The sequence below is a fragment of the Rhodoferax fermentans genome (assembly GCF_002017865.1).
Taxonomy (GTDB): Bacteria; Pseudomonadota; Gammaproteobacteria; order Burkholderiales; family Burkholderiaceae_C; genus Rhodoferax; species Rhodoferax fermentans.
Genome location: NZ_MTJN01000002.1, coordinates 1,506,969 through 1,532,186 on the forward strand (window position 1 = coordinate 1,506,969; position 25,218 = coordinate 1,532,186).

General features: G+C 62.9%; 24 protein-coding genes. 6 read left to right on the forward strand and 18 right to left on the reverse strand.

The window, feature by feature from the left end; genetic code table 11:
- Window positions 1-25: 25 nt before the first annotated feature.
- From aroE to ruvC, 5 genes are read left to right on the forward strand one after another with little or no spacing between them, the layout of a single operon-like run.
- The gene (gene aroE / locus RF819_RS07240) at window positions 26-862 is read left to right on the forward strand and encodes a shikimate dehydrogenase (RefSeq protein ID WP_078364362.1); all 837 of its coding nucleotides are present in this window, start codon (window positions 26-28) and stop codon (window positions 860-862) included.
- A gap of 10 nt (window positions 863-872) precedes the next feature.
- Window positions 873-1,661: a transglycosylase domain-containing protein gene (locus RF819_RS07245; protein ID WP_078364363.1), complete on the forward strand. Its 789-nt coding sequence runs from the start codon at window positions 873-875 to the stop codon at window positions 1,659-1,661.
- A 34-nt stretch (window positions 1,662-1,695) separates the two neighbouring features.
- Window positions 1,696-2,331 carry a lysophospholipid acyltransferase family protein gene (locus RF819_RS07250; RefSeq protein WP_371736847.1) on the forward strand — a complete coding sequence of 212 codons (636 nt, stop codon included), beginning with the start codon at window positions 1,696-1,698 and terminating at the stop codon, window positions 2,329-2,331.
- A gap of 13 nt (window positions 2,332-2,344) precedes the next feature.
- Window positions 2,345-3,343 (forward strand): phosphatidate cytidylyltransferase, encoded by a 999-nt coding sequence (locus RF819_RS07255; RefSeq protein WP_078364364.1) that lies wholly within the window; start codon window positions 2,345-2,347, stop codon window positions 3,341-3,343.
- Window positions 3,344-3,402: 59 nt separating this feature from the next.
- Window positions 3,403-3,963, forward strand: coding sequence for a crossover junction endodeoxyribonuclease RuvC (gene ruvC, locus RF819_RS07260; RefSeq protein ID WP_078364365.1), 561 nt, complete (start codon window positions 3,403-3,405; stop codon window positions 3,961-3,963).
- Window positions 3,964-4,023: 60 nt separating this feature from the next.
- Here the strand turns inward: ruvC and RF819_RS07265 are convergent, their stop codons facing one another.
- A complete protein-coding gene (locus RF819_RS07265) occupies window positions 4,024-4,830 on the reverse strand; it encodes an AraC family transcriptional regulator (RefSeq protein WP_244899877.1) in 807 nt (268 codons plus the stop codon).
- A 74-nt stretch (window positions 4,831-4,904) separates the two neighbouring features.
- On the opposite strand from RF819_RS07265, the gene RF819_RS07270 reads away from it, so the two are divergent.
- A complete protein-coding gene (locus RF819_RS07270) occupies window positions 4,905-6,128 on the forward strand; it encodes an MFS transporter (protein WP_078364367.1) in 1,224 nt (407 codons plus the stop codon).
- 40 nt (window positions 6,129-6,168) lie between these two features.
- Here the strand turns inward: RF819_RS07270 and RF819_RS21395 are convergent, their stop codons facing one another.
- The 17 genes from RF819_RS21395 to rsmH form a co-directional block, all read right to left on the reverse strand.
- Window positions 6,169-6,345 carry a hypothetical protein gene (locus RF819_RS21395; RefSeq protein ID WP_169906428.1) on the reverse strand — a complete coding sequence of 59 codons (177 nt, stop codon included), beginning with the start codon at window positions 6,343-6,345 and terminating at the stop codon, window positions 6,169-6,171.
- A gap of 20 nt (window positions 6,346-6,365) precedes the next feature.
- Window positions 6,366-7,289, reverse strand: a complete 924-nt coding sequence (gene lpxC / locus RF819_RS07275) for a UDP-3-O-acyl-N-acetylglucosamine deacetylase (RefSeq protein ID WP_078364368.1) — start codon at window positions 7,287-7,289, stop codon at window positions 6,366-6,368.
- 73 nt (window positions 7,290-7,362) lie between these two features.
- Window positions 7,363-8,061: a DUF3334 family protein gene (locus RF819_RS07280; protein ID WP_078364369.1), complete on the reverse strand. Its 699-nt coding sequence runs from the start codon at window positions 8,059-8,061 to the stop codon at window positions 7,363-7,365.
- 114 nt (window positions 8,062-8,175) lie between these two features.
- Complete coding sequence (gene ftsZ, locus RF819_RS07285) at window positions 8,176-9,432, reverse strand: cell division protein FtsZ (protein ID WP_078364370.1); 1,257 nt, start codon at window positions 9,430-9,432, stop codon at window positions 8,176-8,178.
- A gap of 140 nt (window positions 9,433-9,572) precedes the next feature.
- A complete protein-coding gene (gene ftsA / locus RF819_RS07290; protein WP_078364371.1) occupies window positions 9,573-10,802 on the reverse strand; it encodes a cell division protein FtsA in 1,230 nt (409 codons plus the stop codon).
- Window positions 10,803-10,823: 21 nt separating this feature from the next.
- A complete protein-coding gene (locus tag RF819_RS07295) occupies window positions 10,824-11,612 on the reverse strand; it encodes a cell division protein FtsQ/DivIB (protein WP_078364373.1) in 789 nt (262 codons plus the stop codon).
- Window positions 11,609-12,568 (reverse strand): D-alanine--D-alanine ligase, encoded by a 960-nt coding sequence (locus RF819_RS07300; protein ID WP_078364374.1) that lies wholly within the window; start codon window positions 12,566-12,568, stop codon window positions 11,609-11,611. Before RF819_RS07300 ends, RF819_RS07295 begins: the two co-directional genes overlap by 4 nt.
- A 5-nt stretch (window positions 12,569-12,573) precedes the next feature.
- A complete protein-coding gene (gene murC / locus RF819_RS07305; protein ID WP_078364376.1) occupies window positions 12,574-13,998 on the reverse strand; it encodes a UDP-N-acetylmuramate--L-alanine ligase in 1,425 nt (474 codons plus the stop codon).
- Between the two features lie 94 nt (window positions 13,999-14,092).
- A complete protein-coding gene (gene murG, locus RF819_RS07310; RefSeq protein ID WP_078364378.1) occupies window positions 14,093-15,169 on the reverse strand; it encodes an undecaprenyldiphospho-muramoylpentapeptide beta-N-acetylglucosaminyltransferase in 1,077 nt (358 codons plus the stop codon).
- Between the two features lie 82 nt (window positions 15,170-15,251).
- A complete protein-coding gene (gene ftsW, locus RF819_RS07315; protein ID WP_078364379.1) occupies window positions 15,252-16,499 on the reverse strand; it encodes a putative lipid II flippase FtsW in 1,248 nt (415 codons plus the stop codon).
- Window positions 16,496-18,097 (reverse strand): UDP-N-acetylmuramoyl-L-alanine--D-glutamate ligase, encoded by a 1,602-nt coding sequence (gene murD / locus RF819_RS07320; RefSeq protein WP_078366820.1) that lies wholly within the window; start codon window positions 18,095-18,097, stop codon window positions 16,496-16,498. The genes ftsW and murD overlap by 4 nt, the downstream gene beginning before the upstream one ends.
- Before the next feature lie 2 nt (window positions 18,098-18,099).
- Window positions 18,100-19,278 carry a phospho-N-acetylmuramoyl-pentapeptide-transferase gene (mraY, locus tag RF819_RS07325; RefSeq protein WP_078364382.1) on the reverse strand — a complete coding sequence of 393 codons (1,179 nt, stop codon included), beginning with the start codon at window positions 19,276-19,278 and terminating at the stop codon, window positions 18,100-18,102.
- Window positions 19,272-20,696, reverse strand: a complete 1,425-nt coding sequence (locus RF819_RS07330) for a UDP-N-acetylmuramoyl-tripeptide--D-alanyl-D-alanine ligase (RefSeq protein WP_078364383.1) — start codon at window positions 20,694-20,696, stop codon at window positions 19,272-19,274. The genes mraY and RF819_RS07330 overlap by 7 nt, the downstream gene beginning before the upstream one ends.
- On the reverse strand, window positions 20,693-22,207 hold the full coding sequence (locus tag RF819_RS07335; RefSeq protein ID WP_078364384.1) for a UDP-N-acetylmuramoyl-L-alanyl-D-glutamate--2,6-diaminopimelate ligase: 1,515 nt from the start codon (window positions 22,205-22,207) through the stop codon (window positions 20,693-20,695). The genes RF819_RS07330 and RF819_RS07335 overlap by 4 nt, the downstream gene beginning before the upstream one ends.
- Window positions 22,207-23,940, reverse strand: a complete 1,734-nt coding sequence (locus tag RF819_RS07340; protein ID WP_078364385.1) for a peptidoglycan D,D-transpeptidase FtsI family protein — start codon at window positions 23,938-23,940, stop codon at window positions 22,207-22,209. The genes RF819_RS07335 and RF819_RS07340 overlap by 1 nt, the downstream gene beginning before the upstream one ends.
- Window positions 23,937-24,263 (reverse strand): cell division protein FtsL, encoded by a 327-nt coding sequence (gene ftsL, locus RF819_RS07345; RefSeq protein WP_078364387.1) that lies wholly within the window; start codon window positions 24,261-24,263, stop codon window positions 23,937-23,939. The genes RF819_RS07340 and ftsL overlap by 4 nt, the downstream gene beginning before the upstream one ends.
- Entirely contained in the window at window positions 24,260-25,213 is a 954-nt protein-coding gene (gene rsmH, locus RF819_RS07350; RefSeq protein ID WP_078364388.1) for a 16S rRNA (cytosine(1402)-N(4))-methyltransferase RsmH, read from the reverse strand. Before rsmH ends, ftsL begins: the two co-directional genes overlap by 4 nt.
- Window positions 25,214-25,218: the final 5 nt, after the last annotated feature.

A 25,218-nucleotide genomic window follows, 5' to 3' on the forward strand; every position in this document is an offset into this window, starting at 1 on the left:
CGGTCATTCAAGAAAGAACCTTGTTATGAGCACCGACCTCTACTGCGTGATGGGCCACCCGGTGGCGCACAGCCAGTCGCCCTGGATCCACACCCGCTTTGCCGAACTCACCGGGCAGGACATGCTCTACACCAAGCGTGAGATCCCGCTGGACCACTTTCCCGGCAGTGTGCAGGCCTTCATCGACGAAGGTGGGCACGGCTGCAACGTCACCGTGCCTTTCAAGTTTGAGGCGGCCTTGCTGGCCACCCACACCAGCGAACGCGCCAAGCTGGCCCAGGCCTGCAACCACCTCACCTTCAAACCCGGGCAGATCCTGGCCGACAACACCGACGGCATCGGCCTGGTGCACGACTTGCTGCACGGCGCCGGTGTGGTGCTGGCGGGCCAGCGCGTGCTGTTGATGGGGGCCGGCGGTGGCGCCGCAGGTGTGCTGGGCCCGCTGATCCAGGCCAAACCCGCCCAGATCTGTGTGGCCAACCGCACCCTGCCCAAAGCCGAGCAACTGGTGGCGCGCCACCTGCCCCTCGCCGCGCTACACAATGTAGAGCTATCAGCCCATGATCTAAAAGGGCTGGAGGCACAATTTGACATCATCATCAACGGCACGGCGAGCAGCCTGGGTGGCCAGGGGGTACCGGTGAGCGCGCATGTGCTGGCGCCCGGCGCACTGGCCTACGACATGATGTACGGCGCCGCGGCCAAACCCTTCCTGGACTGGGCACACAACCACGGCGCGGTGCCGCGTGACGGCCTGGGCATGCTGGTGGCACAGGCCGCCGAGGCCTTTGCGCTCTGGCGCGGTGTGATGCCGCCTGCGGCGCAGGTGCTGGCTGAACTGCGGGTACACCTGGGCCACTGAGTGGAGTGACATGAAGGCGTTGTGGCGATGGCTGTTTCTGGTGCTGCTGGCGGGTCTGCTGCTGCAGCTGTTTTTTGTGGTCCGGATCGCGGCCATGGTGGTGATCGACCCGCAGTCGACCGCGTTTGAACGCTCGGAGGCCTGGCGTCTGCTCACGGACAAGGGTGAACTGCGCTGGCGCCAGCAGTGGGTGCCCTACAGCGCCATCTCCAACCACCTCAAACGGGCGGTGATTGCCAGCGAGGACGATGGTTTTGTCAACCACGACGGCGTCGACTGGGATGCACTCGAGAAAGCCTGGCAAAAAAACGCCCTCGCTGAACAACGCCTGGCCAAGGCGCAGGAACAAGCCGCCAAGGCCCAGGCCCGCTCAGCCAGCAAAAACCCGGCCCAAGCCGCCGCAACACCGCCCAAACCCGTGAAAGCGCCCAAGGTGGTGGGTGGCTCCACCATCACCCAGCAGCTGGCCAAAAACCTGTTGTTGTCGGGTGAACGCACCTTGTTGCGCAAGGGTCAGGAATTTGTGCTGACCCTGCTGCTGGAGGCGATGCTCGACAAACAACGCATCCTCGAGATCTACCTCAACAACGTCGAGTGGGGTGACGGTGTGTTTGGCGCCGAGGCCGCCGCCCAGCACTACTTTCGCAAATCTGCGGCCCAGCTCAGCAGTTACGAAGCCGCACGGCTGGCGGTGATGTTGCCGCGCCCGAAGTATTTCGAGAAACTGCCCAACTCCAGTTATGTGGCCGGGCGCGCCCGTGTCATTGCCAACCGGCTGGACAACGCCGAACTGCCCTGACCCGGCACACATCTGCGATTACGGAAACTTTGTCATGATGAAACGTGTTGTGCTCGACTGGGTGGCGGTGCTCGTGAGTTATTTCCTGCTCGGGCTGATCCGCATCCTGACCGGCTCCCAGGCGCGCTGGTGGGGCTGCCCGCCCAAGGCCTTGCAGCGCATTTATTTCGCCAACCACCAGAGCCATGCCGACCTGGTGATGATCTGGGCCGCGCTGCCCAAGGAGCTGCGCCACAACACCCGTGCGGTGGCGGCGCGCGACTACTGGACACGCACCCCGTTCAAACATTGGCTCACCAGTGCGGTGTTCAATGTGATCTACGTGTCACGTGATCGCCAGGCCAGCGAGGACCCGCTGGAGCCGCTGATCGAGGCCATGAGCCACGGCGACTCGCTGATCCTGTTTCCCGAGGGCACCCGCGGTTTTGCCGACGAACCCCAAGCCTTCAAGGCCGGGCTCTACAACCTGGCGCTCAAGTTCCCCGAGGTGGAACTGGTGCCGGCCTGGATCAACAATGTGCAGCGGGTCATGCCCAAGGGTGAGGTGGTGCCGGTGCCGGTGCTGTGTTCGGTGACCTTCGGGGTGCCGATGCAGGTCTTGCCCGGCGAAGACTGCCCGACTTTTTTGCAGCGTGCCCGCCTGGCGGTGCTCGCGCTGCGCGACGTTTGAAAGTGTCAGAACCATGCATCGGGCCCTGAGAAACCTCAACCCCACCGAGCAGATCGGTGCGCTGTTCATCATCGTGTTTGGCCTGCTGATGGTCGGCGGGCTGGTGATCTTTTTGCGCTCCATGCGCGAGTTTGACGACCCGCAGCAGGGCGCACAACACCGCGACGAGCTCGACCGGCTGACCCAGCTGCTCAAAACCAGCTGGCTGCTGGTGTTTGTGTTCTGGCTGGCCTGGCTGGCTGGGGACATCTCGCGCCTGGTCTTGTTTGCGCTGGGTTCGTTTTTTGCATTGCGCGAGTTTCTGACACTCTCACCCACCCGCCATGGCGACCACCGCAGCCTGGTGCTGGCGTTTTTTGTCATCCTGCCATGCCAGTACTGGCTGGTGGGCACCGGGCAGGTGGCGCTGTTCACGGTGTTCATCCCGGTCTATGTGTTTCTGGCGCTGCCGGTGACCAGTGTGCTGGCCAACGACCCCAAACAGTTTCTGGAGCGCAACGCCAAACTGCAGTGGGGCATCATGGTGTGTATCTACGGCATGAGCCATGTGCCAGCGCTGCTGCTGCTCAAGTTCCCGCACTACAACCACAAAAACGCGTTTCTGGTGCTGTTTCTGGTGCTGGTGGTGCAGACCTGCATGGTCACCCAGCACCTGGTGTCACACCGGCTGATGCAGCTGGGCAAACGCCCGGCGGTGCCCGCCATCAGCCAGAGCTTCATCTGGCGCGCCTGGCGTGCAGGCATGGCCGCAGGCAGCTTGATGGGGGCCTTGTTGTCGGGCATCACCCCCTTTGTGCCGGGACAGGCGTTTGCGCTGTCTTTCATTGCGTGCGCCGCAGGCAGCATGGGGCACCTGGTGATGAAGGCCCTCAAGCGCGATCGCGGCATCCCGATGTGGCGCGGCCAGCGCACCGCCGTCACTGGCGCAGGCGGTATGCTTGACCACATCGACGCGCTGTGTTTTGCAGCGCCGGTGTTTTTCTACTCTGCCAGATGGTATTTCAAGCTCTAGCCCTTATCCAATAAGGGCAGATAGCTATATCTCTTGCAGCAAACCAGAGCCCCATCACCATGAGAATTCTCGGCATCGACCCGGGCCTGCGCACCACCGGTTTTGGTGTGGTGGACAGCGACGGCGGCACGCTGAGTTATGTGGCCAGCGGCACCATCAGCACCATCCACATCGAGAAAGACCAGCTGCCCGCGCGCCTGAAGGTGCTGTTTGACGGCGTGCGTGAGGTGGTAGCGCGCTATCAGCCGGATGCGGCTTCGGTCGAGATTGTGTTTGTCAACGTCAACCCGCAGTCCACCCTGTTGCTGGGCCAGGCGCGTGGCGCTATCGTGACGGCGCTGGTGTCGGCCGACCTGCCGGTGGCCGAATACACCGCCTTGCAGATGAAACAGGCGGTGGTGGGTTATGGCCGTGCCGACAAGACCCAGATCCAGGAAATGGTGCGCCGCCTGCTGGCCTTACCCGGCCTGCCCGGGCCAGATGCGGCCGATGCCCTGGGCCTGGCCATCACCCACGCCCACGCCGCCACCTCGATGGCCCGCCTGGCCCAGGCCAAAGGCGTGGGCGGGGTGCAGCAGCAGACCCAAAAGGCGGCTTACAAGGGCGGGCGCAGCCGCTGAAGCTGCACACCGAGGTCATGCGGATGCCACACAAACGAAGCATCTGCACACCACAGCCTGTCAGGTCCCAGCCGACTCTGTCGAAAAGTAACGACGCGGCTCCATCCCCAGCGCACGCTTGAACATCGCGGTGAAAGCGCTCGCACTGCGGTAACCCAGCTTTTCGGCCACCCGCGCAACAGGCACGCCGTTGGCCAGGTGGCCGAGTGCTTCGACCAGGCGGGCCTGTTGGCGCCACTGCCGAAAACTCATACCCGTTTCGCTCTGGAACTGCCGTGCCAGAGTGCGACTGCTGACGGCTTGTTGTGCGGCCAGCGTCTCCAGCGTCTCGTGACTGTCCGGGTTGGCGACCAGCTCCTGGCACAGGCTGTGCATGCGCGTCTCACCCGGCATCGGCAGATACAACGCCGGAATTTTCAGGAAACGCAGTTCCAGCAAGATCAATTCAGCGATGCGACCCGCCCGGCCAGCGCGCTCGTAGGCCAATGGTTCGTCAAGCAGGGCCAGGATCAAAGCCCGCAGCAGCGGGCTGACCTCGAGCAGACAACAGGTTTCGGGCAAGTCGGGGGCCGCATCGCTACGGATATAGAGCGTGCGCATTTCCACACTGCCGAGCATGATCACACGGTGTGTGGTGTTGGCTGGAATCCAGACGCCCCGCACCGGCGGCACCACCCAGCAGCCGACCTCGGTCTCTACGCGCATGACGCCGCTGCCCGCATAGATCAACTGGGCACGCGGATGGCTGTGCGCCGGTGTTTCGCCACCCCGGTAATTGCGCGCCTTGGCGGTGACCGGGTGCGGCAGCGTCTGGTGCTCATCGTCATGGGCCCAGCTCGCGGAATGCTTGGAAGATGTCCAATTCACGATATATTTTGTCAGGACAACATTGAATCGGTCATTCTAGACTCGCGCCTCCTCCCTGAATTGAGCGCCTCTCCATGGAAATAAAACTTGCGACGGCCAACGCCAGCATCCCAATACCGCCCGCACCCGATGCCCTGAGCCGCACCACCTACCCGGTGATTGCGGCCATCAGCTTCTCTCACATGTTGAACGACATGATGCAGTCGGTGCTGTTGGCCATTTATCCGATGTTGAAGCTCGGCCTGCACCTGAGCTTTGGCCAGATTGGGCTGATCACGCTGGTGTACCAAATCACCGCGTCACTGCTTCAGCCGCTGATCGGCCTCTACACCGACCGCCGACCCATGCCCTACTCTCTGAGCGTTGGTATGGGCTTCACCCTGGTGGGACTGCTTTCATTGGCACATGCAAGCAGCTTTGTCTCGGTCTTGATGTCAGCCATGTTGATTGGCATGGGCTCATCGGTGTTTCACCCTGAATCCTCACGCGTGGCACGCATGGCGGCTGGCAGTCAGCCCGGTTTGGCGCAGTCGCTGTTCCAGATTGGTGGCAACCTCGGTTCGGCCATCGGCCCGCTACTCGCCGCGTTGATCATCGTGCCCCATGGACAAGGCAGTGCGGCCTGGTTCTCGCTGGCAGCTTTGGTCGGCATCGTTGTGCTCAGTTTTGTTGGCCATTGGTCCAGTCAACATGGGGCCAGCTTCAGGAAGCGCATGCAGGCACACACCGGCAATGGCTTGAGTCGCCGCCAGATCGGCTGGTCACTGGCGATCCTTGGCCTGCTGATGTTCTCGAAGTTCTTCTATATGACCAGCCTGAGCAGCTACTACACCTTCTACCTGATGGAGAAATTTGGCCTGCCAATCGACGCCGCACAGCTCTACCTGTTTGCCTTTCTTTTTGCTGTGGCAGTTGGCACCGTGCTGGGCGGACCAATCGGTGACCGGATAGGGCGCAAGTGGGTGATCTGGTTATCGATCCTCGGCGTCGCCCCCTTCACCCTGCTGCTGCCGCATGTCAACCTGTTCTGGACCGGTGTGCTCTCGGTGATCATCGGCGTGATTCTGGCTTCCGCCTTCTCGGCCATCCTGGTTTATGCCCAGGAACTCGTTCCGGGCAAGGTGGGCGCCATCTCTGGACTGTTTTTTGGTTTCGCCTTCGGCATGGGGGGTATTGGCGCTGCACTGCTTGGTCAACTGGCCGATGCCACCAGCATCGAAACGGTTTACCGGGTCTGCGCCTTCCTGCCACTGATCGGTCTGCTGACGGCCTTTCTGCCAACCATCAAGAAAACCTGATCCCCTGGCTGCGGCTGGCGTCCTCGACAAACTGACGCCGTTACGCCAAGCGCTCCAGGATCAGCACTGCAAAAAAGCCAAACGCGGCCACCAGCGTCCACTTGAGCACTGTGAGCCCCCAGAGCCGGTAACGCTGCTGGCCAGTGCCGATGTAGAACACAAAACAGGCGACTGCCGAGAGCAGCAGCAACAGGATGGTCCAGCGAAACAGCAGCATGGTGGCAGACTAAGTGGTCTTCACCAGGCCCGGGCCAGTTTGGCAAAACCCTGGGGCGCGTTTTTCTCGTCGTCAAAACTCACCACGTCCCAGGCCTCGGGGTGGTTCAGCAACTCACGCAGCAGCAGGTTGTTGAGGCCGTGACCGGAGCGGAACGCGCTGTAGGCCGCCAGCAGGGGTTTGCCCAGCAGGTACAAATCGCCCATCGCGTCCAGGATCTTGTGTTTGACAAACTCGTCGTCATAACGCAGACCACCGGCGTTGAGCACCTTGTAGTCGTCCATGACGATGGCGTTGTCCAGGCCACCACCGAGCGCCAGGCCGTTGGCACGCATCATCTCCACATCCTTCGTAAAACCGAAGGTGCGCGCACGTGCGATGTCTTTGGAGTAGGAGCCGGTGCCCATGTCAAACACCACACGCTGGCCGGTGGAGTCCACCGCCGGGTGGCTGAAGTCGATCTCAAAACTGAGCTGGTAGCCGTGGTAGGGCGTGAGCCGGGCCCACTTGACGTTGTTGCCCTCCCCCTGGCACACTTCCACTGGCTTGAGGATGCGTACAAACCGGCGTGGTGCGTTCTGCAACTCGATGCCGGCACTTTGCAGCAGAAACACAAACGAGGCGGCTGAGCCGTCCAGGATGGGCACCTCTTCGGCGGTGATGTCGACATACAGGTTGTCCACCCCCAAACCGGCACAGGCCGACATCAGGTGTTCCACCGTGTGCACCTTGGCCTGACCATGCGAGATGGTTGAGGCCATGCGGGTGTCGGTGACGGCCTGCGCCGACACCGCAATGTCCACCACCTGCGGCAGGTCGACCCGGCGAAACACAATGCCGGTGTCAGGTTGCGCCGGGCGCAAGGTGATTTCCACCCGCTGACCGCTGTGCAGACCCACACCCACGGCGCGGGTCAGGGATTTGAGAGTTCTTTGTTTCAGCACGGCTTGATTTTACGTTTGAGGGCACAGCCCCACGCCAAGTCGGGGCGACTACAAGTGCTGCGGCGCGGCCTGCTTACATGCCCAGGGAGCGCAGCAACTCCTCATGGTTGACGGCGTCTGCGTCGCTCACCGCGGTGTCCGGGGCGGTGTTGCGCCCGGCATTCACTTCAGCCAGCACATCGTCGGGGTTGACTTCCTTGGCATCAAAGTCGTGTAACTTGATGAACTCGGCGCGGTCCACCGCCAGCTCCAGATAGAAGATGTTGTTTTTGCCGGTGTAGAAGGTCACCCGGCGGGCTTCCGGGTTGTCGAGCTGGGTGTCGACACTGAGCATCACCTGTTTGTTGAGCACCAGCATCTTGGGCTGGTTCTGGGTGATGTGGGTCTGCAACTCCCGACGCACCTTGCCGGTGAAGTCACCCACAATCTGGTTCATCAGCTCACCCATGATGTTGCTCACCTCATCAGCGGTGTGCGACATGGCCAACTCACTCTTGGGCATGCCCATGTTGATCATGTAACTCTCGTACAGCTCCATCGCGGTTTGTGAGGAGAAGTTCAGCACCACCAGGCCAGAAAAACCGCCGTCAAACAGCACAAAACAGCCAATGTCCGGCTTCAGGCAGGTTTTGGTGATGCGCTGGACCATGCCGGAATAGTTGATCTGGCAGTTGGTGGCGACATTCAGCACACGGGTGACTGAATTGCACAAACTGATCAGCAGGTCCTCAGTGCCATAGACCACGTCACTCACTTGCTCTTGCTTGCTCATGTCAAACCTCTCGGATCAAAACAGGGACTGTACAGCAGCGTGTGCCGAGCCACACGCCGGTGGCCAAGTCAATTTGGCCACCCGCAGCATGCGCTGGCGGGTGACCCGCCGGGCTCAGTCCGCCTGCTTGCGCAAAAACGCCGGGATCTCGAAGTCATCCATGCCACCGCTGGACAAGGCATCCACCTTGGCGGCGGCGCTGGTGCGGTCACGCGTGCGCCAGACACTGGGGGTGGCCATCGAGCCATAGTCAGGTGCGCTGCGACCGAGCGTGGTGGAGGCCAAACCGGTGACTTGGTTGCTGCTGACCGGGTTGTCCAGCGTCGGCACATTGAACGGCACGTCATGGGTACCGGTGCGCAGCTGCACTTGCTGCTGCGGCGGTGCCACCACCAGCTTGGGACGCACGCCCTGGCGGCTCAGACCGGTGGCCACCACGGTGACACGGATCTGGTCACCCAGGTGGTCGTCATAAGCGGTGCCGTAGATCACATGCGCGTCGGGTGAAGCGTAGGCACGGATGGTGTTCATCGCCAGTTTGGATTCACTCAATTTGAGGGAGCCCTTGGCGGCCGTGATCAGCACCAGCACACCCTTGGCGCCAGACAGGTCAATGCCTTCGAGCAGTGGGCAAGCCACCGCCTGTTCAGCGGCGATGCGGGCGCGGTCCGGGCCAGCCGACACGGCGGTACCCATCATGGCCTTACCGGGTTCACCCATGACGGTGCGCACGTCTTCAAAGTCGACGTTCACATGGCCGGGCACATTGATGATTTCGGCAATACCACCGACGGCGTTTTTCAGCACATCGTTGGCGTGGGCAAAGGCGTCGTCCTGGGTGGCGTCGTCGCCCAACACTTCGAGCAGTTTTTCGTTGAGCACCACAATCAGCGAGTCCACATTGGCTTCGAGCTCGGTCAGGCCGCTGTCGGCATTGGCCATGCGGCGGGCACCTTCAAACTCGAAGGGTTTGGTCACCACACCCACAGTCAGGATGCCCATCTCGCGGGCGACCCGGGCAATCACCGGTGCCGCACCGGTGCCGGTGCCACCACCCATACCGGCGGTGATGAACAACATGTGCGCGCCGTTGATGGCTTCGCGGATGTGCTCCACGGCCAGTTCAGCGGCGTCACGCGCCTTGTCGGGCTTGCTGCCTGCGCCCAGGCCCGTGCTGCCGAGCTGGATGATGCGGTGGGCGTCGCTGGTGGACAGGGCTTGTGCGTCGGTGTTGGCGCAAATGAACTCAACGCCTTGCACCGCACTGGCGATCATGTGGGCCACGGCGTTGCCGCCGCCACCGCCCACACCAATCACCTTGATTTGTGTGCCTTGGTTGAATGTTTCTTCGTCAATGAGTTCGATAGGCATGGTGTGCTCCTTGGGGGTGAATGCTGAAAAAGTTGTCAAAAAAATCTGGGTTGATGAAGGGGGCAGGATCGGGTGGCGGATCAACACATCGCCATCGTCGTGACAGGCTGCCTTGCAGTTGGGAAGGGGGGTGCTTCATGCTAAAAATTACCTACGAACCAATCTTTGATGCCGCTGAACGCGGTTTTCATCGAACCGTTTTTCTGCGCCACCTTGAAACCACGCAGACGCGCCAGTCGGGCCTCTTCGAGCAGGCCCATCACCGTGGCCGCACGTGGCTGGGCCACCATGTCGGACAGAGCACCGGTGTATTTGGGAATGCCACGGCGCACCGGTTTGAGGAAGATGTCTTCACCGAGCTCGACCATGCCCGGCATGACACAGCTGCCGCCGGTGAGCACAATGCCGCTGGAGAGCATTTCCTCAAAGCCCGATTCACGCATCACCTGATGCACCAGGCTGAAGATCTCTTCCACCCGCGGCTCGATCACACCAGCGAGTGCCTGGCGGCTCAGCATGCGCGGGCCACGGTCACCCAGACCCGGCACCTCCACCTGCGCTTCGGGGTCGGCCAGCAGTTGTTTGGCAAAACCATTTTCGACCTTGATTTCTTCGGCGTCCTTGGTCGGTGTACGCAGCGCCATGGCGATGTCGCTGGTGATCAGGTCACCGGCAATCGGAATCACCGCAGTGTGGCGGATGGCGCCGTTGGTGAAAATGGCTAAATCAGTCGTGCCCGCCCCAATATCGACAAGGGCTACACCCAATTCACGCTCGTCTTCGGTCAGCACTGACTGACTCGACGCTAGCGGATTGAGCATGAGTTGCTCGACCTCCAGGCCACAACGGCGCACACATTTGATGATGTTCTCGGCGGCACTCTGTGCACCGGTGACGATGTGCACCTTGGCTTCCAGGCGGATGCCGCTCATGCCAATCGGCTCTTTCACGTCCTGGCCGTCGATGATGAACTCCTGCGGCTCCACCAGCAGCAGGCGCTGGTCGGTCGAGATGTTGATCGCCTTGGCGGTTTCCACCACGCGGGCCACGTCGGCGGCGCTGACTTCGCGGTCCTTGATGGCGACCATGCCGTGGGAATTGATGCCCCGGATGTGGCTGCCGGTGATGCCGGTGTAGACGCGTGTGATCTTGCAATCGGCCATGAACTCGGCTTCTTTCAAAGCCTGCTGGATGCTTTGCACGGTGGCGTCGATGTTGACCACCACACCACGTTTGAGGCCGTTGCTGGGCGCCACGCCCAGACCCGCCAGTTTGAGGTGGCCGTCGGGCAACACTTCGGCCACCACCACCATCACCTTGGCGGTGCCGATGTCCAGACCAACAACCAAATCTTTGTAATCTTTTGCCATGATGTCACCTGTTGTCTTGCATTACTGTTGTTTGCTGGCCGTGCTGTCGAGGGTGGTCACCCCCTCCAGCCGCATCGCATAACCGTCTGTGTGGCGCAGATCGACCGAAGCCAGTTGCTCGGGTCGGCGCTGGTACCGTGCGGTGACCTGGGTCACGGTGGCCAGAAAACGCTCGGCACGGGCCACCAGTTCGGGGGCCTCACCGCTGCCCAGCTCCACCTCGGTGCCGGTATCGAGTTGGGCGCGCCAGCCTCCGCGTGGGGTGAGCTCCAGCGCATTGATCGTCATGTCCAGGCGCGCAAGCAGCGGCTGCAGCGTCTGCTGCATAGCCAGCACCCGGGCCGACTGGTCGTCTGGGCCACTCAGGCGCGGCAGGTTGTCCTGCTCGAGCTCACCGACATTGGCATCAAACACCTCGCCAAAACTGTTGACCATGCTCGAAGAGCCCTCCGGGCCCCAGAACGCCAGGGCCTGGTGCTCCTGTAATTGCACATTCAGGCGGTTCGGAAACTCGCGTCGGACAATCGCCTGGCGCACCCAAGGGATGGTCTCAAACACCTGGCGTGCCGCCGCCACGTCCAGCGTGAAGAAGGTGCCCTGCAGCCGCGGGATCACATTGGCACGCAAGGTGATGGCGTTGTAGTGGCTGACATCCCCGGTGACACGCACCTCGCGGATGGCAAACGCAGGTAGTCGGGCCCCCCAGGCCAGCAGCGCGCTCAGGCCCGCCAATGCCGCAGCGGCAAACAGCAGGCTGGCCACAGCATGCATCAGGCGAACGTCCATCGGCAGGGGGGTGGTCTGGCTCATGCGAGGGCGTGGTCCAGGGTGGCGGTCTGCAGCACCTGCAGACACAGTTCGGGGTAGCTGATGCCAGCGGCCTTGGCCGACATCGGCACCAACGAGTGGCTGGTCATGCCCGGCGAGGTGTTGATCTCCAGCAGGTAGGGTTGGCGGGTGGCCGCGTCGATCATCACGTCGGCACGTGCCCAACCGCGGCAACCCAGGCTCTGGTAGGACCGCAACACCAGCGCCTGGATCGCGGCCTCTTCACCCTCGGGCAAACCGGCGGGCACCAGGTAACGCGTGGTGTTGGTGTAGTACTTGGCCTGGAAGTCGTAGTTGCCGTCGAGCGCCTGGATGCGGATCACCGGCAGCACCCGCGCCTGGGCAGCACTGCCGAGCACCGGCACGGTCACTTCGTCACCCGCGATGAACTGTTCACACAGCACTTCTTCGTCCATCCCAGCGGCCAGCGCGTAGGCGGCGGCGCACTGGTCGGCAGCGGTGACCTTGCTCAGACCCAGGGTCGAGCCTTCCCGTGCAGGTTTGACAATCATGGGGGCTCCGGGCTGGGCCAGCTCGGCATACGCGGCTTCGGTGGCCTGGGCGCTGGCCACCAGACGCCAGGCGGGTGTGGGCAGGCCGTCGGCCAACCACAGGCGTTTGGTCATGATCTTGTCGATGGCAATGCTCGATGCCATCACGCCCGGGCCGGTGTAGGGGATGCCCAGCAACTCCAGCGCGCCCTGCACCGTGCCGTCTTCACCAAAACGGCCATGCAAGGCGATGAAACAGCGGGTAAAACCCTCTTTCTTGAGTTCACTCAGGTCGCGCTGGCTCGGGTCAAACGCGTGGGCGTTGACACCCACCGAGCGCAGCGCCTCCAGCACACCCGCACCCGACATCAGCGACACCTCACGCTCGCCGGACTGGCCACCCAGCAGCACGGCGACTTTCTCGGTTTTTATATCAAATTGGCTCATACCCCTTATATCTCCTGCGCTGTTAGCTCTTTATTCGAGAGCAAATCAACCACCTTGCCACTCACCGCACCAATGGAGCCTGCGCCCATACACAGCACCACATCACCGTCGCGGGCGTTGTCGGCAATGGCTTGGGGCAGGTCGGCCACCTGGTCCACAAACACCGGTTCGATCTTGCCGGCCACACGCAGCGCGCGCGCCAGGCTGCGGCCGTCAGCGGCGACGATGGGGGTTTCACCGGCGGCATAGACCTCGGTCAACAAGACCGCGTCGGCCTGGGCGATGACCTTGACGAAGTCGTCAAAACAGTCGCGGGTGCGGGTGTAGCGGTGCGGCTGGAAGGCCAGCAGCAGGCGCCGCCCGGGGAAGGCACCACGCGCCGCCGCCAGCGTGGCCGCCATCTCGATGGGGTGGTGGCCGTAGTCGTCGACCACGGTGAAGCTGCCACCGTTGCGCGCGGGCAGATCGCCATACCGCTGAAAGCGCCGACCCACCCCTTTGAACCCGGCGAGTGCACGCAACACCGCGTCGTCGGCAATATTGAGTTCGGTCGCCACCGCAATCGCGGACAAGGCGTTGAGCACGTTGTGGCGGCCTGCCAGGTTCAGCACCACGGGCAGGTCGGGCAAGACCTCGCCGTTGCGGCGCTGCACGGTGAAGTGCATCTGGCCGTCCACCGCGCGCACATCGACCGCGCGCACTTCGGCGCCTTCCTCAAAACCGTAGCTGGTGACCGGGCAGGTGACCTGCGGCACGATGGCACGCACCGCCGGGTCGTCGGTGCACAGGATGGCGGTGCCGTAAAACGGCATGCGGTGCAGAAAGTCGACAAAGGCCTTCTTCAAATTCTCGAAGTTGTGGCCATAAGTTTCCATGTGGTCAGCGTCGATGTTGGTCACCACCGCCATCACCGGCAACAGGTTCAAAAACGACGCGTCCGACTCGTCGGCCTCGACCACGATGTAGTCGCCCTTGCCCAGGCGGGCATTGGCACCGGCGCTGTTGAGGCGCCCGCCAATGACAAAGGTCGGGTCCAGTCCGGCCTCGGCCAGCACACTGGCGACCAGGCTGGTGGTGGTGGTTTTGCCGTGGGTGCCGGCAATCGCAATGCCGCGTTTGAGGCGCATGAGTTCGGCCAGCATCAACGCGCGTGGCACCACCGGGATGCGGCTGTGCCGGGCGGCCAGCACCTCGGGGTTGTCGGCCTGCACCGCGGTGGAGGTGACCACCGCGTTGGCACCCTGGATATGCGCGGCATCATGGCCGATGTAGGTCTGGATACCCAGGCTGGCCAGGCGTTGCAAGGTGGCGCTGTCGGCCTGGTCCGAGCCGGAAATGGTGTAGCCCAGGTTGAACAAAATTTCGGCAATGCCGGACATGCCAACACCGCCGATGCCGACGAAGTGGATGTGTTTGATGGCGTGTTTCATAGATTCTTTTCTCCCACCACGTGGGTTGTCCTGGCCCGCTCAAGGGGGGCGTAGCGGGGGCCAAAGAAAGTCGTCCGCATCAGCGTCAGCCTGGTCATGGGCTCACCTCTACACATGCGGCCACGATCTGCTCGGTGGCCTCCAGTTTTTGCAACTTTTTAGCCTCTAGCCCTTGATTCATCAGGGTAGATCGCTCCATTTTTAATAACATGTCAGCCAGCTTCTGCGGCGTCAGTTCGCGCTGCGGCACCAGCCAACCCGCGCCCTGATCGACCAGAAACCGGGCGTTGGCCGTCTGGTGGTCATCCACCGCATGCGGCAGCGGCACAAACAAGGCAGCGGCGCCCACGGCGGCCAGCTCGGTCACGGTGCTGGCACCGGCGCGGCAGATCACCAGGTCGGCCTCGGCAAAAGCCTGGGCGGTGTTGTCAATGAAAGGCGTCAACTCGGCGGCCACACCGGCCTGGGCGTAATTGGCGCGCAAGGCCTCAATCTGTTTGGCGCCGCTTTGGTGCAACACAGTCGGGCGTTGCTCAGGTGGCAGCAGCGCCAGCGCCTGCGGCACGATGTCGTTGAGCGCCTTGGCGCCCAGACTGCCCCCCACCACCAGCAGTTTGAGGGGCCCACTGCGCCCGGCAAAACGTTGTTCGGGTGGCGGCAGGTTCAAAAAGGCGGCACGCAGCGGGTTACCGACCCACCGGGCGCCCTTAAGCACCTTCGGGAACGCGGTGAAAACACGGTCTGCCACACCAGCCAGCACCTTGTTGGCCAGACCCGCCACCGAATTCTGTTCGTGCAGGATCAGCGGTTTGCCCAACGCCACCGCCATCAAACCAGCGGGGAAACTGATGTAGCCACCCAGGCCCACCACCACATCGGGCCGGACCCGACGCAGCACCTGGATGCTCTGCCAGAAGGCCTTGAGCAGACGCAGCGGCAACAGGGCCACCGTGCTCAGGCCCTTGCCACGCAGGCCCCCAAATTCAATCGCCTCAAAAGCAAAACCTTGCGGCGGCACCAGCTGGCTTTCCATGCTGGGCTGGCCCGGCTGACCACGACCACCGAGCCAATGCACGCGCCAGCCCTGCTCGCGCAGCGCCTGAGCCACCGCCAACCCCGGGAAGATGTGGCCACCGGTGCCACCGGCCATGATCAGGGCGCACTTGCTCATACACGCCCCCCATGCATCAGCCAGGCCGCTGGCGCGCCCTGACGCGCTGCGCGCTGGGTCCAGTTTTGGTGAAACAGAGCCCTCATACACGGCCTCCGTGCATGAGGGTTCTGTTTTCTTGGTCAATCCGCAGCACCACTGCGATGGCAGCGAGGTTGATCAGGATGGCGGAGCCGCCGTAACTCATGAGGGGCAGGGTCAGGCCTTTGGTCGGCAAGGCGCCCAGGTTCACACCCATGTTGATGAAGGACTGAAAGCCCATCCACACCGCTACCCCCTGAGCCACCAGGCCGGCAAACACCCGCTCCAGCGCAATCGCCTGGCGGCCGATGTACATCACCCGGCGGACCATCCACAAAAACAGGCCAATCACCAGAATGACACCCACCAGGCCAAATTCCTCACCAATCACCGCGAGCAGGAAGTCGGTGTGGGCCTCGGGCAGCCAGTTGAGTTTTTCCACACTGCCACCCAGACCCACGCCAAAAATCTCGCCGCGCCCGATGGCAATCAGCGAGTGGGTCAGCTGGTAACCCTTGGCCAGGGCGTTGGTTTCGCTCCAGGGGTCCAGATACGCAAAAATCCGCTCCCGACGGAACTCGCTGGTGGCGATCATGGTGCCAAAGGCCAGCAGCAGCACCGCCACAATCAGGAAGAACATGCGGGCATTCACGCCACCCAGGAACAGGATGCCCATGGCGATCACCGCAATCACCATGAAGGCGCCCATGTCGGGCTCGGCCAGCAGCAGCACCCCCACCACCGCCACGGCGGCGCCCATGGGCAACACCGCGCGCAGGAAGCGCTCTTTCACATCCATCTTGCGCACCATGTAGTTGGCCGCGTACAGCAACACGGTGAACTTGACCATCTCGGAGGGCTGAAAACTCAGCGGCCCCAGGCTAATCCAGCGGCGTGCGCCATAGACTTTTTTACCCACGCCGGGCACCAGCACCAGGGCCAGCAGCACCAACGAGACAACAAACAGCCAGGGTGCGGCTTTTTCCCAGGTCGCCAACGGCACCTGGTAGGCCATCAGGGCGCCGACAAAGGCCATCACCAGCCACATGCTGTGCCGCACCAGAAAGTAGGTCGGTGTGTATTGGGCAAAACGCGGGTTCTCCGGCAGCGCAATCGAGGCCGAATACACCATCACCAGCCCCCACAACAGCAACGCCGTGGTGACCCAGAACAGCGGCTGATCAAACCCCTGCGCCCGCACCGGTGCCGAGCCGGTGGCACCCAGGCGCACCGGCAACACATCACCGGCAGGCCCGCCCAGCGTCCACAAACGCAGGCGCTGACCCAGGGGCAGACTGCGGCTGCTCATGCGCTTGCCTCCAACATCACACCGGCGTCGCTGGCCAGTTGGGCCACCGACTGCACAAACACCTGGGCCCGGTGTTCGTAGTTGTCAAACATGTCAAAACTGGCGCACGCCGGCGACATCAACACCGCATCACCCGCCTGCGCCAGGGTGCTGGCCTGGGCCACCGCATCCATCATCGAGCTGGCGTCCAGCAGCGGCACACCGGTATCCAACAATGCGGCACGGATCTGTGGTGCGTCGCGCCCGATCAGCAGCACCGAACGCACATAACGGCGCACCGGCTCGGCCAAAGGTCCGAAGTCCTGGCCCTTGCCCTCACCCCCCAGAATCACCACCACCTTGCGGTCGGCACCCAGGCCCATCAGCGCGGCCACGGTCGCGCCCACATTGGTGCCTTTGCTGTCGTCAAAGTACTCCACGTCCTTGACGGTGCCAATCGGCTGCACGCGGTGCGGTTCACCTGTGTATTCGCGCAGGCCATAAAGCATCGGCGCCAGCGCACAACCCGCCGCACTGGCCAGGGCCAGCGCCGACAAGGCGTTGATGGCGTTGTGGCGGCCCCGGATGCGCAAGGCGTCAGCGGGCATCAGGCGCTGGATGAACAGCTCGTCAGCCGCTTCGCTGCGTTTGCGTTTGGTCTCGTCCGCATCCTGCGCCCGCACCAGCCAGGTCATGCCGTTGACCGACTCGATGCCAAAGTCACCCGGGCGCCGGGGCAGGTCACCACCAAACAGGATGCAAGGGCGCTGCTGCGGTTTTTGCAGCTTGACCTTGACAGGTGGTGGCAGCATGGCCATCACGGCCTCGTCTTCACGGTTGAGCACCATCAGGCCACTCTGACCAAAGATGTGGGTCTTGGCCTCGACGTAGGCGGCCATCGAGCCATGCCAATCCAGATGGTCCTGGGTGATGTTGAGCACCGCACCAGCGGTGGGCTCAAAACTGGTTTCACCATCTAGCTGAAAACTCGACAACTCCAGCACCCAGACCTCGGGCAGGGTGTTGTTGTCCAGATGCTGCGCCAAGGTGTCAAGCAGGGTCGGGCCGATGTTGCCCGCCAGCGCCACCGTTTTACCGGCACGCTCAACCAGCTGGCCGGTCAGTGAGGTGACGGTGGTTTTGCCATTGGTGCCGGTGATGGCCAACACCGCTGGGGTGTAGCCGCGTTCAGCCTTCAACTGGGCCAGCGCCTGCGCATACAAGCCCAATTCGCCTGCAGCCCAGATACCGATTGCCTTGGCCGCTTCAAACACAGGAGCAACCTCGGCCGGACTCAAACCCGGGCTCTTGAACACCGCACGCAGATGGGGGCCCTGCACCAGGGCCGCAGTGAAAGCACCACCCACAAACCGGACGCCGGGCAGCTCGCTGTGCAGCTTGGCCAGCTGCGGCGGTGCGCTGCGGGTGTCGGCCACGGTGACCTGCGCACCACAGCGGTCACACCAGCGCGCCATCGCCAGGCCAGAGGCACCCAGGCCCAGGATCAGCACGGGCTGGTCTTGCAGCGGGTGTGGGTTGCTGGCGGGCTGTTCCAAAACGGCCAAAGCCCCCTCGGGGGGCAATGCGGTGATCGTGGTGTCAAGGGGTGTTGTTGTCATGGTCACCTCAGCTTCAAGGTGGACAGGCCGATCAGGCACAACAACATGGTGATGATCCAGAAGCGCACCACCACCTGGGTTTCTTTCCAACCGGTTTTCTCAAAATGGTGGTGCAGGGGCGCCATCTTGAGCAGGCGTTTGCCGCTGCCAAAACGTTTTTTGGTGTACTTGAAATACGTCACCTGCAGCATCACCGAAACCGCTTCGGCGACAAAAATGCCGCCCATGATGGCCAGCACAATCTCTTGCCGAACAATCACCGCGATGGTGCCCAGAGCACCACCGAGCGCCAGCGCACCCACGTCCCCCATGAAGACCTGGGCCGGGTGCGCGTTGAACCACAAAAAGGCCAGCCCGGCACCGGCCATGGCGGCGCAAAAAATCATCAACTCACCGGCCCCGGGGATGTGCGGCAAAAACAGGTAACGGGCAAACACCGCGTTGCCGGTGACGTAGGCAAAAATGCCCAGGCAGGCACCGACCATCACCACCGGCATGATCGCCAGGCCGTCCAGCCCGTCGGTCAGGTTCACCGCATTGCTGGAACCCACAATCACCAGATAGGTCAGGATCACAAAACCCAGCACACCGAGCGGGTAGCTGATTTCCTTGAAAAACGGCACCATCAGCCCGGCCTTGGGCGGCAGGCTCAGATCGAACCCCGACTGCACCCAGGTGAAAAACAGCTCCAGCACGCGGTAGTTGGTGTTTTCGGAAATGCTGAACACCAGGTACAGCGCCGCCGCCAGACCAATCAGCGACTGCCACAGGTATTTTTCGCGTGAGGGCATGCCCTCGGGGTCTTTGTTGACCACCTTGCGCCAGTCGTCGGACCAACCAATGGCGCCAAAACCCAGCGTCACCAGCAGCACGATCCACACGAACCGGTTGCTCCAGTCAAACCACAGCAGGGTCGAGAGCGCAATGCTCAGCAAAATCAGCACCCCGCCCATGGTCGGCGTGCCACTTTTGACCAGGTGCGACTCCATGCCGTAGCCGCGGATCGGTTGGCCGATCTTGAGGGCGGTCAGGCGACGGATCACCCAGGGACCGGCGGCAATGCCCATCAGCAGCGCAGTCATCGCAGCCATCACCGCGCGGAAGGTCTGGTACTGGAACACGCGCAAAAAGCCCAGTTCGGGCGAGAGGGTTTGCAACCATTGGGCCAGCCAGATCAGCATGTGACCCCCTTGGGTGCGTCAGCGGTGGCCAGCAGTGCCTCCACCACGCGCTCCATCTTCATGAAACGCGAGCCTTTGACCAGCACGCTGGCCACCTCCGGCAAGGTGCTGAGCACCGCCGCTTGTAAATCCATCATCTCGGGGTACACCTTGATCTCTTCAAAATTCATAGCTGCTTGCCCATTCTGTATACCGGTCACAAGCACTTTTTCTATATTCTTCTGGCGGGCATGGGCCAGCGCCTCGGCATGGAACTGCGGGCCCTGGTCACCCACCTCGCCCATGTCACCCAGCACCAGCAGGCGCGGCCCGGGTAAAGCCGCCAACACGTCGATGGCGGCACGCACCGAGTCCGGGTTGGCGTTGTAGGTGTCGTCCACCACGGTGATGGCGCGACCCAGGCGCTGCAGCTGCAGTGCCCGACTGCGGCCTTTGACCGGTTCAAACGCACTCAAACCCTGCGCGATGGCGGCCAGCGGCACACCAGCGGCCAGCGCACAAGCCACCGCTGCAAGGGAGTTCTTGACGTTGTGGGCACCGGCGATGTGCAAGCTGTAGGACAGCGCACCGGCGGGTGTGCTGGCGCTGACTTGCCAGGCGGCGTCCTGCCAACCGGTGTGCAACGCAAACACATCGGCACCTGCTTGTGCCTGCGCCGCAAAAGTCAGCACTTTGCGCTGACCCGCCAAGGCCGCCCAGACCGGGCTGTAAGCATCGTCGGCCGGGAACACCGCCACGCCGTCAACAGGCAGCGCACGGATCACCGAGCCGTTTTCCTCGGCCACGGCCTGCACCGTGTGCATGAATTCGAGGTGCTCACGCTGGGCGTTGTTGACCAGCGCCACCGTGGGCTGGGCAATGGCCGCCAGCGTGGCAATTTCACCGGGGTGGTTCATGCCCAGTTCGACCACCGCGATGGTGTTGGCCGGGGTCAGACGCAGCACGGTGAGTGGCACGCCAATGTCGTTGTTGAAGTTGCCTTGGGTGGACAGGGCAGCGGCGCCTTGGTGGGCGCGCAGGATGGCCGCGACCATCTGGGTCACCGTGGTTTTGCCATTGCTGCCGGTCACCGCGATCAGCGGCAGTGCAAACCGGGCACGGTGCTGCGTGGCCAGTTGTGCCAGCGCCAGCCGCGCATCGGGCACCACCAAACCAGGCAAACCGGCTTGCGCCAGTTGGGCTGCGGCGCCCTCGCCCTGGCAAATCGCAGCCACCGCGCCTTTGGCCTTGGCCTCTGCCAGGAAGGCATTGGCGTCAAAACGTTCACCGCGCAAAGCCACAAACAGGTCACCGGGCTGCAAGCTGCGGCTGTCGCTGTGCACGCGGGCAATCGCCACCGGCACAGTCACGTCCAGGCCCACGGCTTGCGCCCCATCGAGCCAGTAGGCAGCTTGTTGCAGGGTCATCAGGCTGCTCATGCGTCCACCCCGCTGGTGTTGGGGGCGCGTTGCGCCAGCGCCTGGCGCACCTGGTCCAGGTCCAGGAACGGGTGACGTTTGCCGGCGATTTCCTGGTAATCCTCGTGGCCCTTGCCTGCCACCAGCACCACATCGGCGGCGGCGGCCTGCGTTATTGCCTGGCTGATGGCGCGGGCACGGTCTGGCTCCACCATGACACCGGGCACCCCACTCAGGCCCAGCAAGATTTGACAAATGATGGCGTCGGGCGCCTCGCTGCGCGGGTTGTCGCTGGTCACCAGCACCCGGTCGGCATGGCTCGCGGCCACCGCGCCCATCAGCGGGCGTTTGCTGGTGTCGCGGTCACCCCCACAACCAAACACACACCAAAGCTGGCCACCACGTTGCGCCGCCACCGGTTTCAGGGCGTCGAGCGCCTTGGCCAGGGCGTCAGGGGTGTGGGCGTAGTCCACCGCCACCAGCGGCTGACCTGGCTGGTTGACACATTCCATGCGCCCCGGCACCGGGGTCAAGGCCGAGCAGGCCTCCACCGCCGCCGCCAGCGGCACACCCAGGCTGCGCAAAGTCGCGATCACACCGAGCAGGTTGGCCACGTTGTAGTCACCAATCAGACCGGTGGCCAGTGGCAGCGCCTGCTCAGCTTCCACGACCGTGCAACGGGTTCCGCCCTGGCTGTAATCAATCGCCTGCGCCTGCAGGCGCGCGCCATTGCCGACACCGGGCAGCATCGACACACTCCAGAGATCCAATGCGCTGCCCGCCAGGGTGTGGGCCAGGTCGGCGCCGTAAGCATCATCCACATTGACCACCGCCGCGCACAGGCCGGGCCAGGCAAAAAGTTTGCTCTTGGCCTGCCAATAGGCTTCCATGCTGCCGTGGTAGTCCAGGTGGTCCTGCGTCAGATTGGTCAGGATCGCGGTGTGGATCTGCGTGCCGTCCAGGCGATGTTCTTCGATGCCAATCGAGGATGCCTCAATGGCGCAGGCACCAAATCCCTGAGCCACAAAACGCGCAAACGCCGACTGCAGCGCCACCGGGTCGGGCGTGGTCAGGCCGGTGCTCACCACATCGGGCGGCACACCAATGCCCAAAGTACCCACCAGCCCGCATGGAATGGGGGCTGCCTGCTTCAAATTCGAGAGTGCCTGGGCCAACCACCAGGCGGTGGAGGTTTTGCCGTTGGTGCCGGTGACGGCCAGCACGGCCAAGGCTTGGCTGGGTTGGTCAAAGTAGAGGCTGGCCAGCGGACCGCTGGCGGCCTTGAGGCCGCTGTAGCTGGCGATACGCGGGTCATCAAAAGCAAAGGCCTCGGCACCGCTTTGTTCTACCAGACAGGCTGCTGCACCTTTTGCCAACGCGCCCGCCACATGTTGGCGCGCGTCCACTGCCGCACCGGGCCAGGCCAGAAAACCGTCACCTGGCAACAGCTGGCGGCTGTCGGTGCGCAAGTTGCCACTCACCTGTGCGCGCAACCAGGACACGGCCTCTTGGGGACTGGACAGATGCCGCATCAGAAGGACTCCTCGACGGTCTCGGTGACCACCTGGGGCACCACCGTCATGTCAGGTGCAATGCCCAACACCCGCAGGGTTTGTTGCACGGTTTTGCTGAACACCGGCGCGGCCGTGTCGCCCCCGAAATATTTGCCATTGCTGGGCTCGTCAATCATCACCGCCACCACAATCCGCGGCGCGTCGATCGGTGCCAGACCGGCAAACACACCCCGGTAACGGTGACCGGCATAACCCCGGCCCTCCTGCTTGTGGGCGGTACCGGTTTTGCCACCCACCGAGTAACCCATGGTTTGCGCCTTGGAAGCGGTTCCACCGGGGCCAACCACCATGTGCAACATGGTGCGCACATCGCGTGCCACCTTGCTCTGGAACACCGGCTGGCCGCTGACCGGGTTGTCCACTTTGAGCATCGAGATCGGTGCCAGGTCACCGTCACGGCCAAACACCGTGTAGGCGTGGGCCAGCTGCATCAGGCTGACCGACAGGCCGTAGCCGTAGCTCATCGTGGCCTGCTCAATCGGCCGCCAGCCTTTGTAGGGGCGCAGGCGGCCACTCACCGCGCCCGGGAACGGCACTTGCGGCTTCTGGCCAAAACCCACGTTGCTGAACATCTCCCACATCTCGCGCGCGGGCATTTGCAGCGCAATCTTGGCGGTGCCGATGTTGCTGGACTTCTGGATCACCTCGCTGACACTGAGCACACCGTGCGCGTGTGAGTCGGAAATGGTGGCGCTGCCAATGGTCAAACGCCCCGGGGCGGTCTGGATCGGGGTGTTGGGGGTGACGCGCCCGGTGTTGAGCGCCAGCCCGATGACAAAGGGCTTCATGGTCGAACCGGGCTCAAAACTGTCGGTCAAGGCCCGGTTGCGCAGCTGTTCACCGCTGAGGTTCTGGCGTTTGTCCGGCACAAAACTCGGGTAGTTGGCCAGCGCCAGCACCTCGCCAGTGTGCACATCGAGCACCACCACGCTGCCGGCTTTGGCCTTGTGTAACAACACCGCTTCCTTGAGGGTCTGGAAGGCAAAAAATTGCACCTTGCTGTCGATGCTGAGCTGCAGGTCACGGCCATCCACCGGGGCGATCTGCTCACCCACGGCTTCCACCACCCGGCCCATGCGGTCCTTGATGACCCGGCGCGAGCCACTGCGCCCGCCCAGGTCCTTGTTGAAGGCCAGCTCGATGCCCTCCTGACCCATGTCTTCGACACTGGTGAAGCCCACCACATGGGCGGCTGACTCACCTTCCGGGTACTGGCGTTTGTATTCCTTGCGCTGGTAGATGCCCTTGATGGCCAGTGCCTCGATCTCTTTGCCAACCGACTCGTCCACCTGGCGCTTGAGCCAGACAAAACTCTTGTCCTCGTCTTCGAGCTTCTTGTTGAGATCGGTCATCGTCAGACCCAGCAACTTGGCCAGCTTCTTGAGCTTGACCGGGTCGCGGTCCACATCCTCGGGAATCGCCCAGATGCTGGGCACCGGGATGCTGGAGGCCAGAATCACCCCATTGCGATCCAGAATGCGCCCGCGACTGGCCGGCAGCGCCAGCGTGCGGGCAAAACGCACCTCACCCTGCCGCTGGAAAAAGTCGTTTTCAATCACCTGGATGTACACCGCGCGCCCGGCCAAACCGGCAAAAGCCAGGGCAATCGCGGCCACGATGAACTTGCTGCGCCAGACCGGGGTCGGGCTGGCCAGCAAGGGGCTGGAGTTGTAGGCGATGCTGCGGCTCATCTCAACTGCCCGCTGCTGGGGTTGGCGGGTTTACCGGCACCAGGCTGCTCGTTGGCGCCGCCGACATAGGCCACATAGGTCGTAATGGCCGGGTTGGCCGGGCGCATCTGCAAGCGCGACTTGGCCAGCCCCTCGATCCGCGCCGAGGTGGATTGCGCGCGTTTCTCCACCTGCAAGCGCTCGTTTTCAAGCTCCAGTTTGTGCGCCTGGGCACGGGCACGGTCAAGCTCCGAGAACAGATGGCGCGACTCGTATTGCACATTCACCAGGTACAGGGCGCTGAGCACCACCCCCAGCAACAACAGCATGTTCAGGCGCATCATGCGTGCCCCCGAATCGGTTCGGCTGTGCGCTCGGCAACCCGCATGATCGCGCTGCGGGCGCGCGGGTTGGCCGCCACCTCGGCAGCACCCGGACGCGTGCGACCCAGCGCCTTGAGGTGCATCACTTGGGGTGCGGCAAACGGGGCACGGCGGTCATACACCTCTTTGGCATGCTGGGTGATGAACTGTTTGACGATGCGGTCTTCCAGCGAATGGAAACTGATCACCACCAACCGCCCACCGGGCTGAAGCACCTTGAGTGCGCCGTCTAACGCCTGTTGCAGCTCTTCAAGCTCGGCGTTGATGAAAATCCGAAAAGCCTGAAATGTGCGCGTTGCAGGGTTCTGACCCGGCTCGCGGGTTTTGACCGTGTCAGCCACGAGCTGGGCCAGTTCAGTGGTGGAGACAAGGGGGCCCCGAGCCTGTCGGCGCGCAACAATCGCCTTTGCAATGGGGCCAGCAAACCGTTCTTCGCCATAGTCACGAATCACCTCCGTTATTTGATCAACTTCGGCATGGGCCAGCCATTGCGCCACCGAGGTGCCGCGGGTGGTGTCCATGCGCATATCCAGAGGACCTTCGAACCTGAAACTGAAACCCCGCGCCGGGTTGTCCACCTGCGGCGAGCTGATACCCAAATCAAGCAAAACCCCGGCCACACTGGCCTCAGGCAACTCATCCAGATGCCTGAAACCCTGGTGGCGAATCGAAAAACGCGGGTCGGTGATGCTGGCAGCCTCCGCCAGGGCATCGGGGTCTTTGTCAAACGCGATCAGCCGCGCGTCTGCAGCCAATCGCGACAGAATCAGGCGGCTGTGGCCACCCCGGCCAAAAGTGGCATCCACGTACACCGCTGGCGCCGGGCTGGGGCCAGTCGTGTCAGCACTGCCAAGCAAAGCGTCGACTGCTTCGCCCAACAACACGGTGGTGTGTGTCCATGCGTTGTCCACCGCCA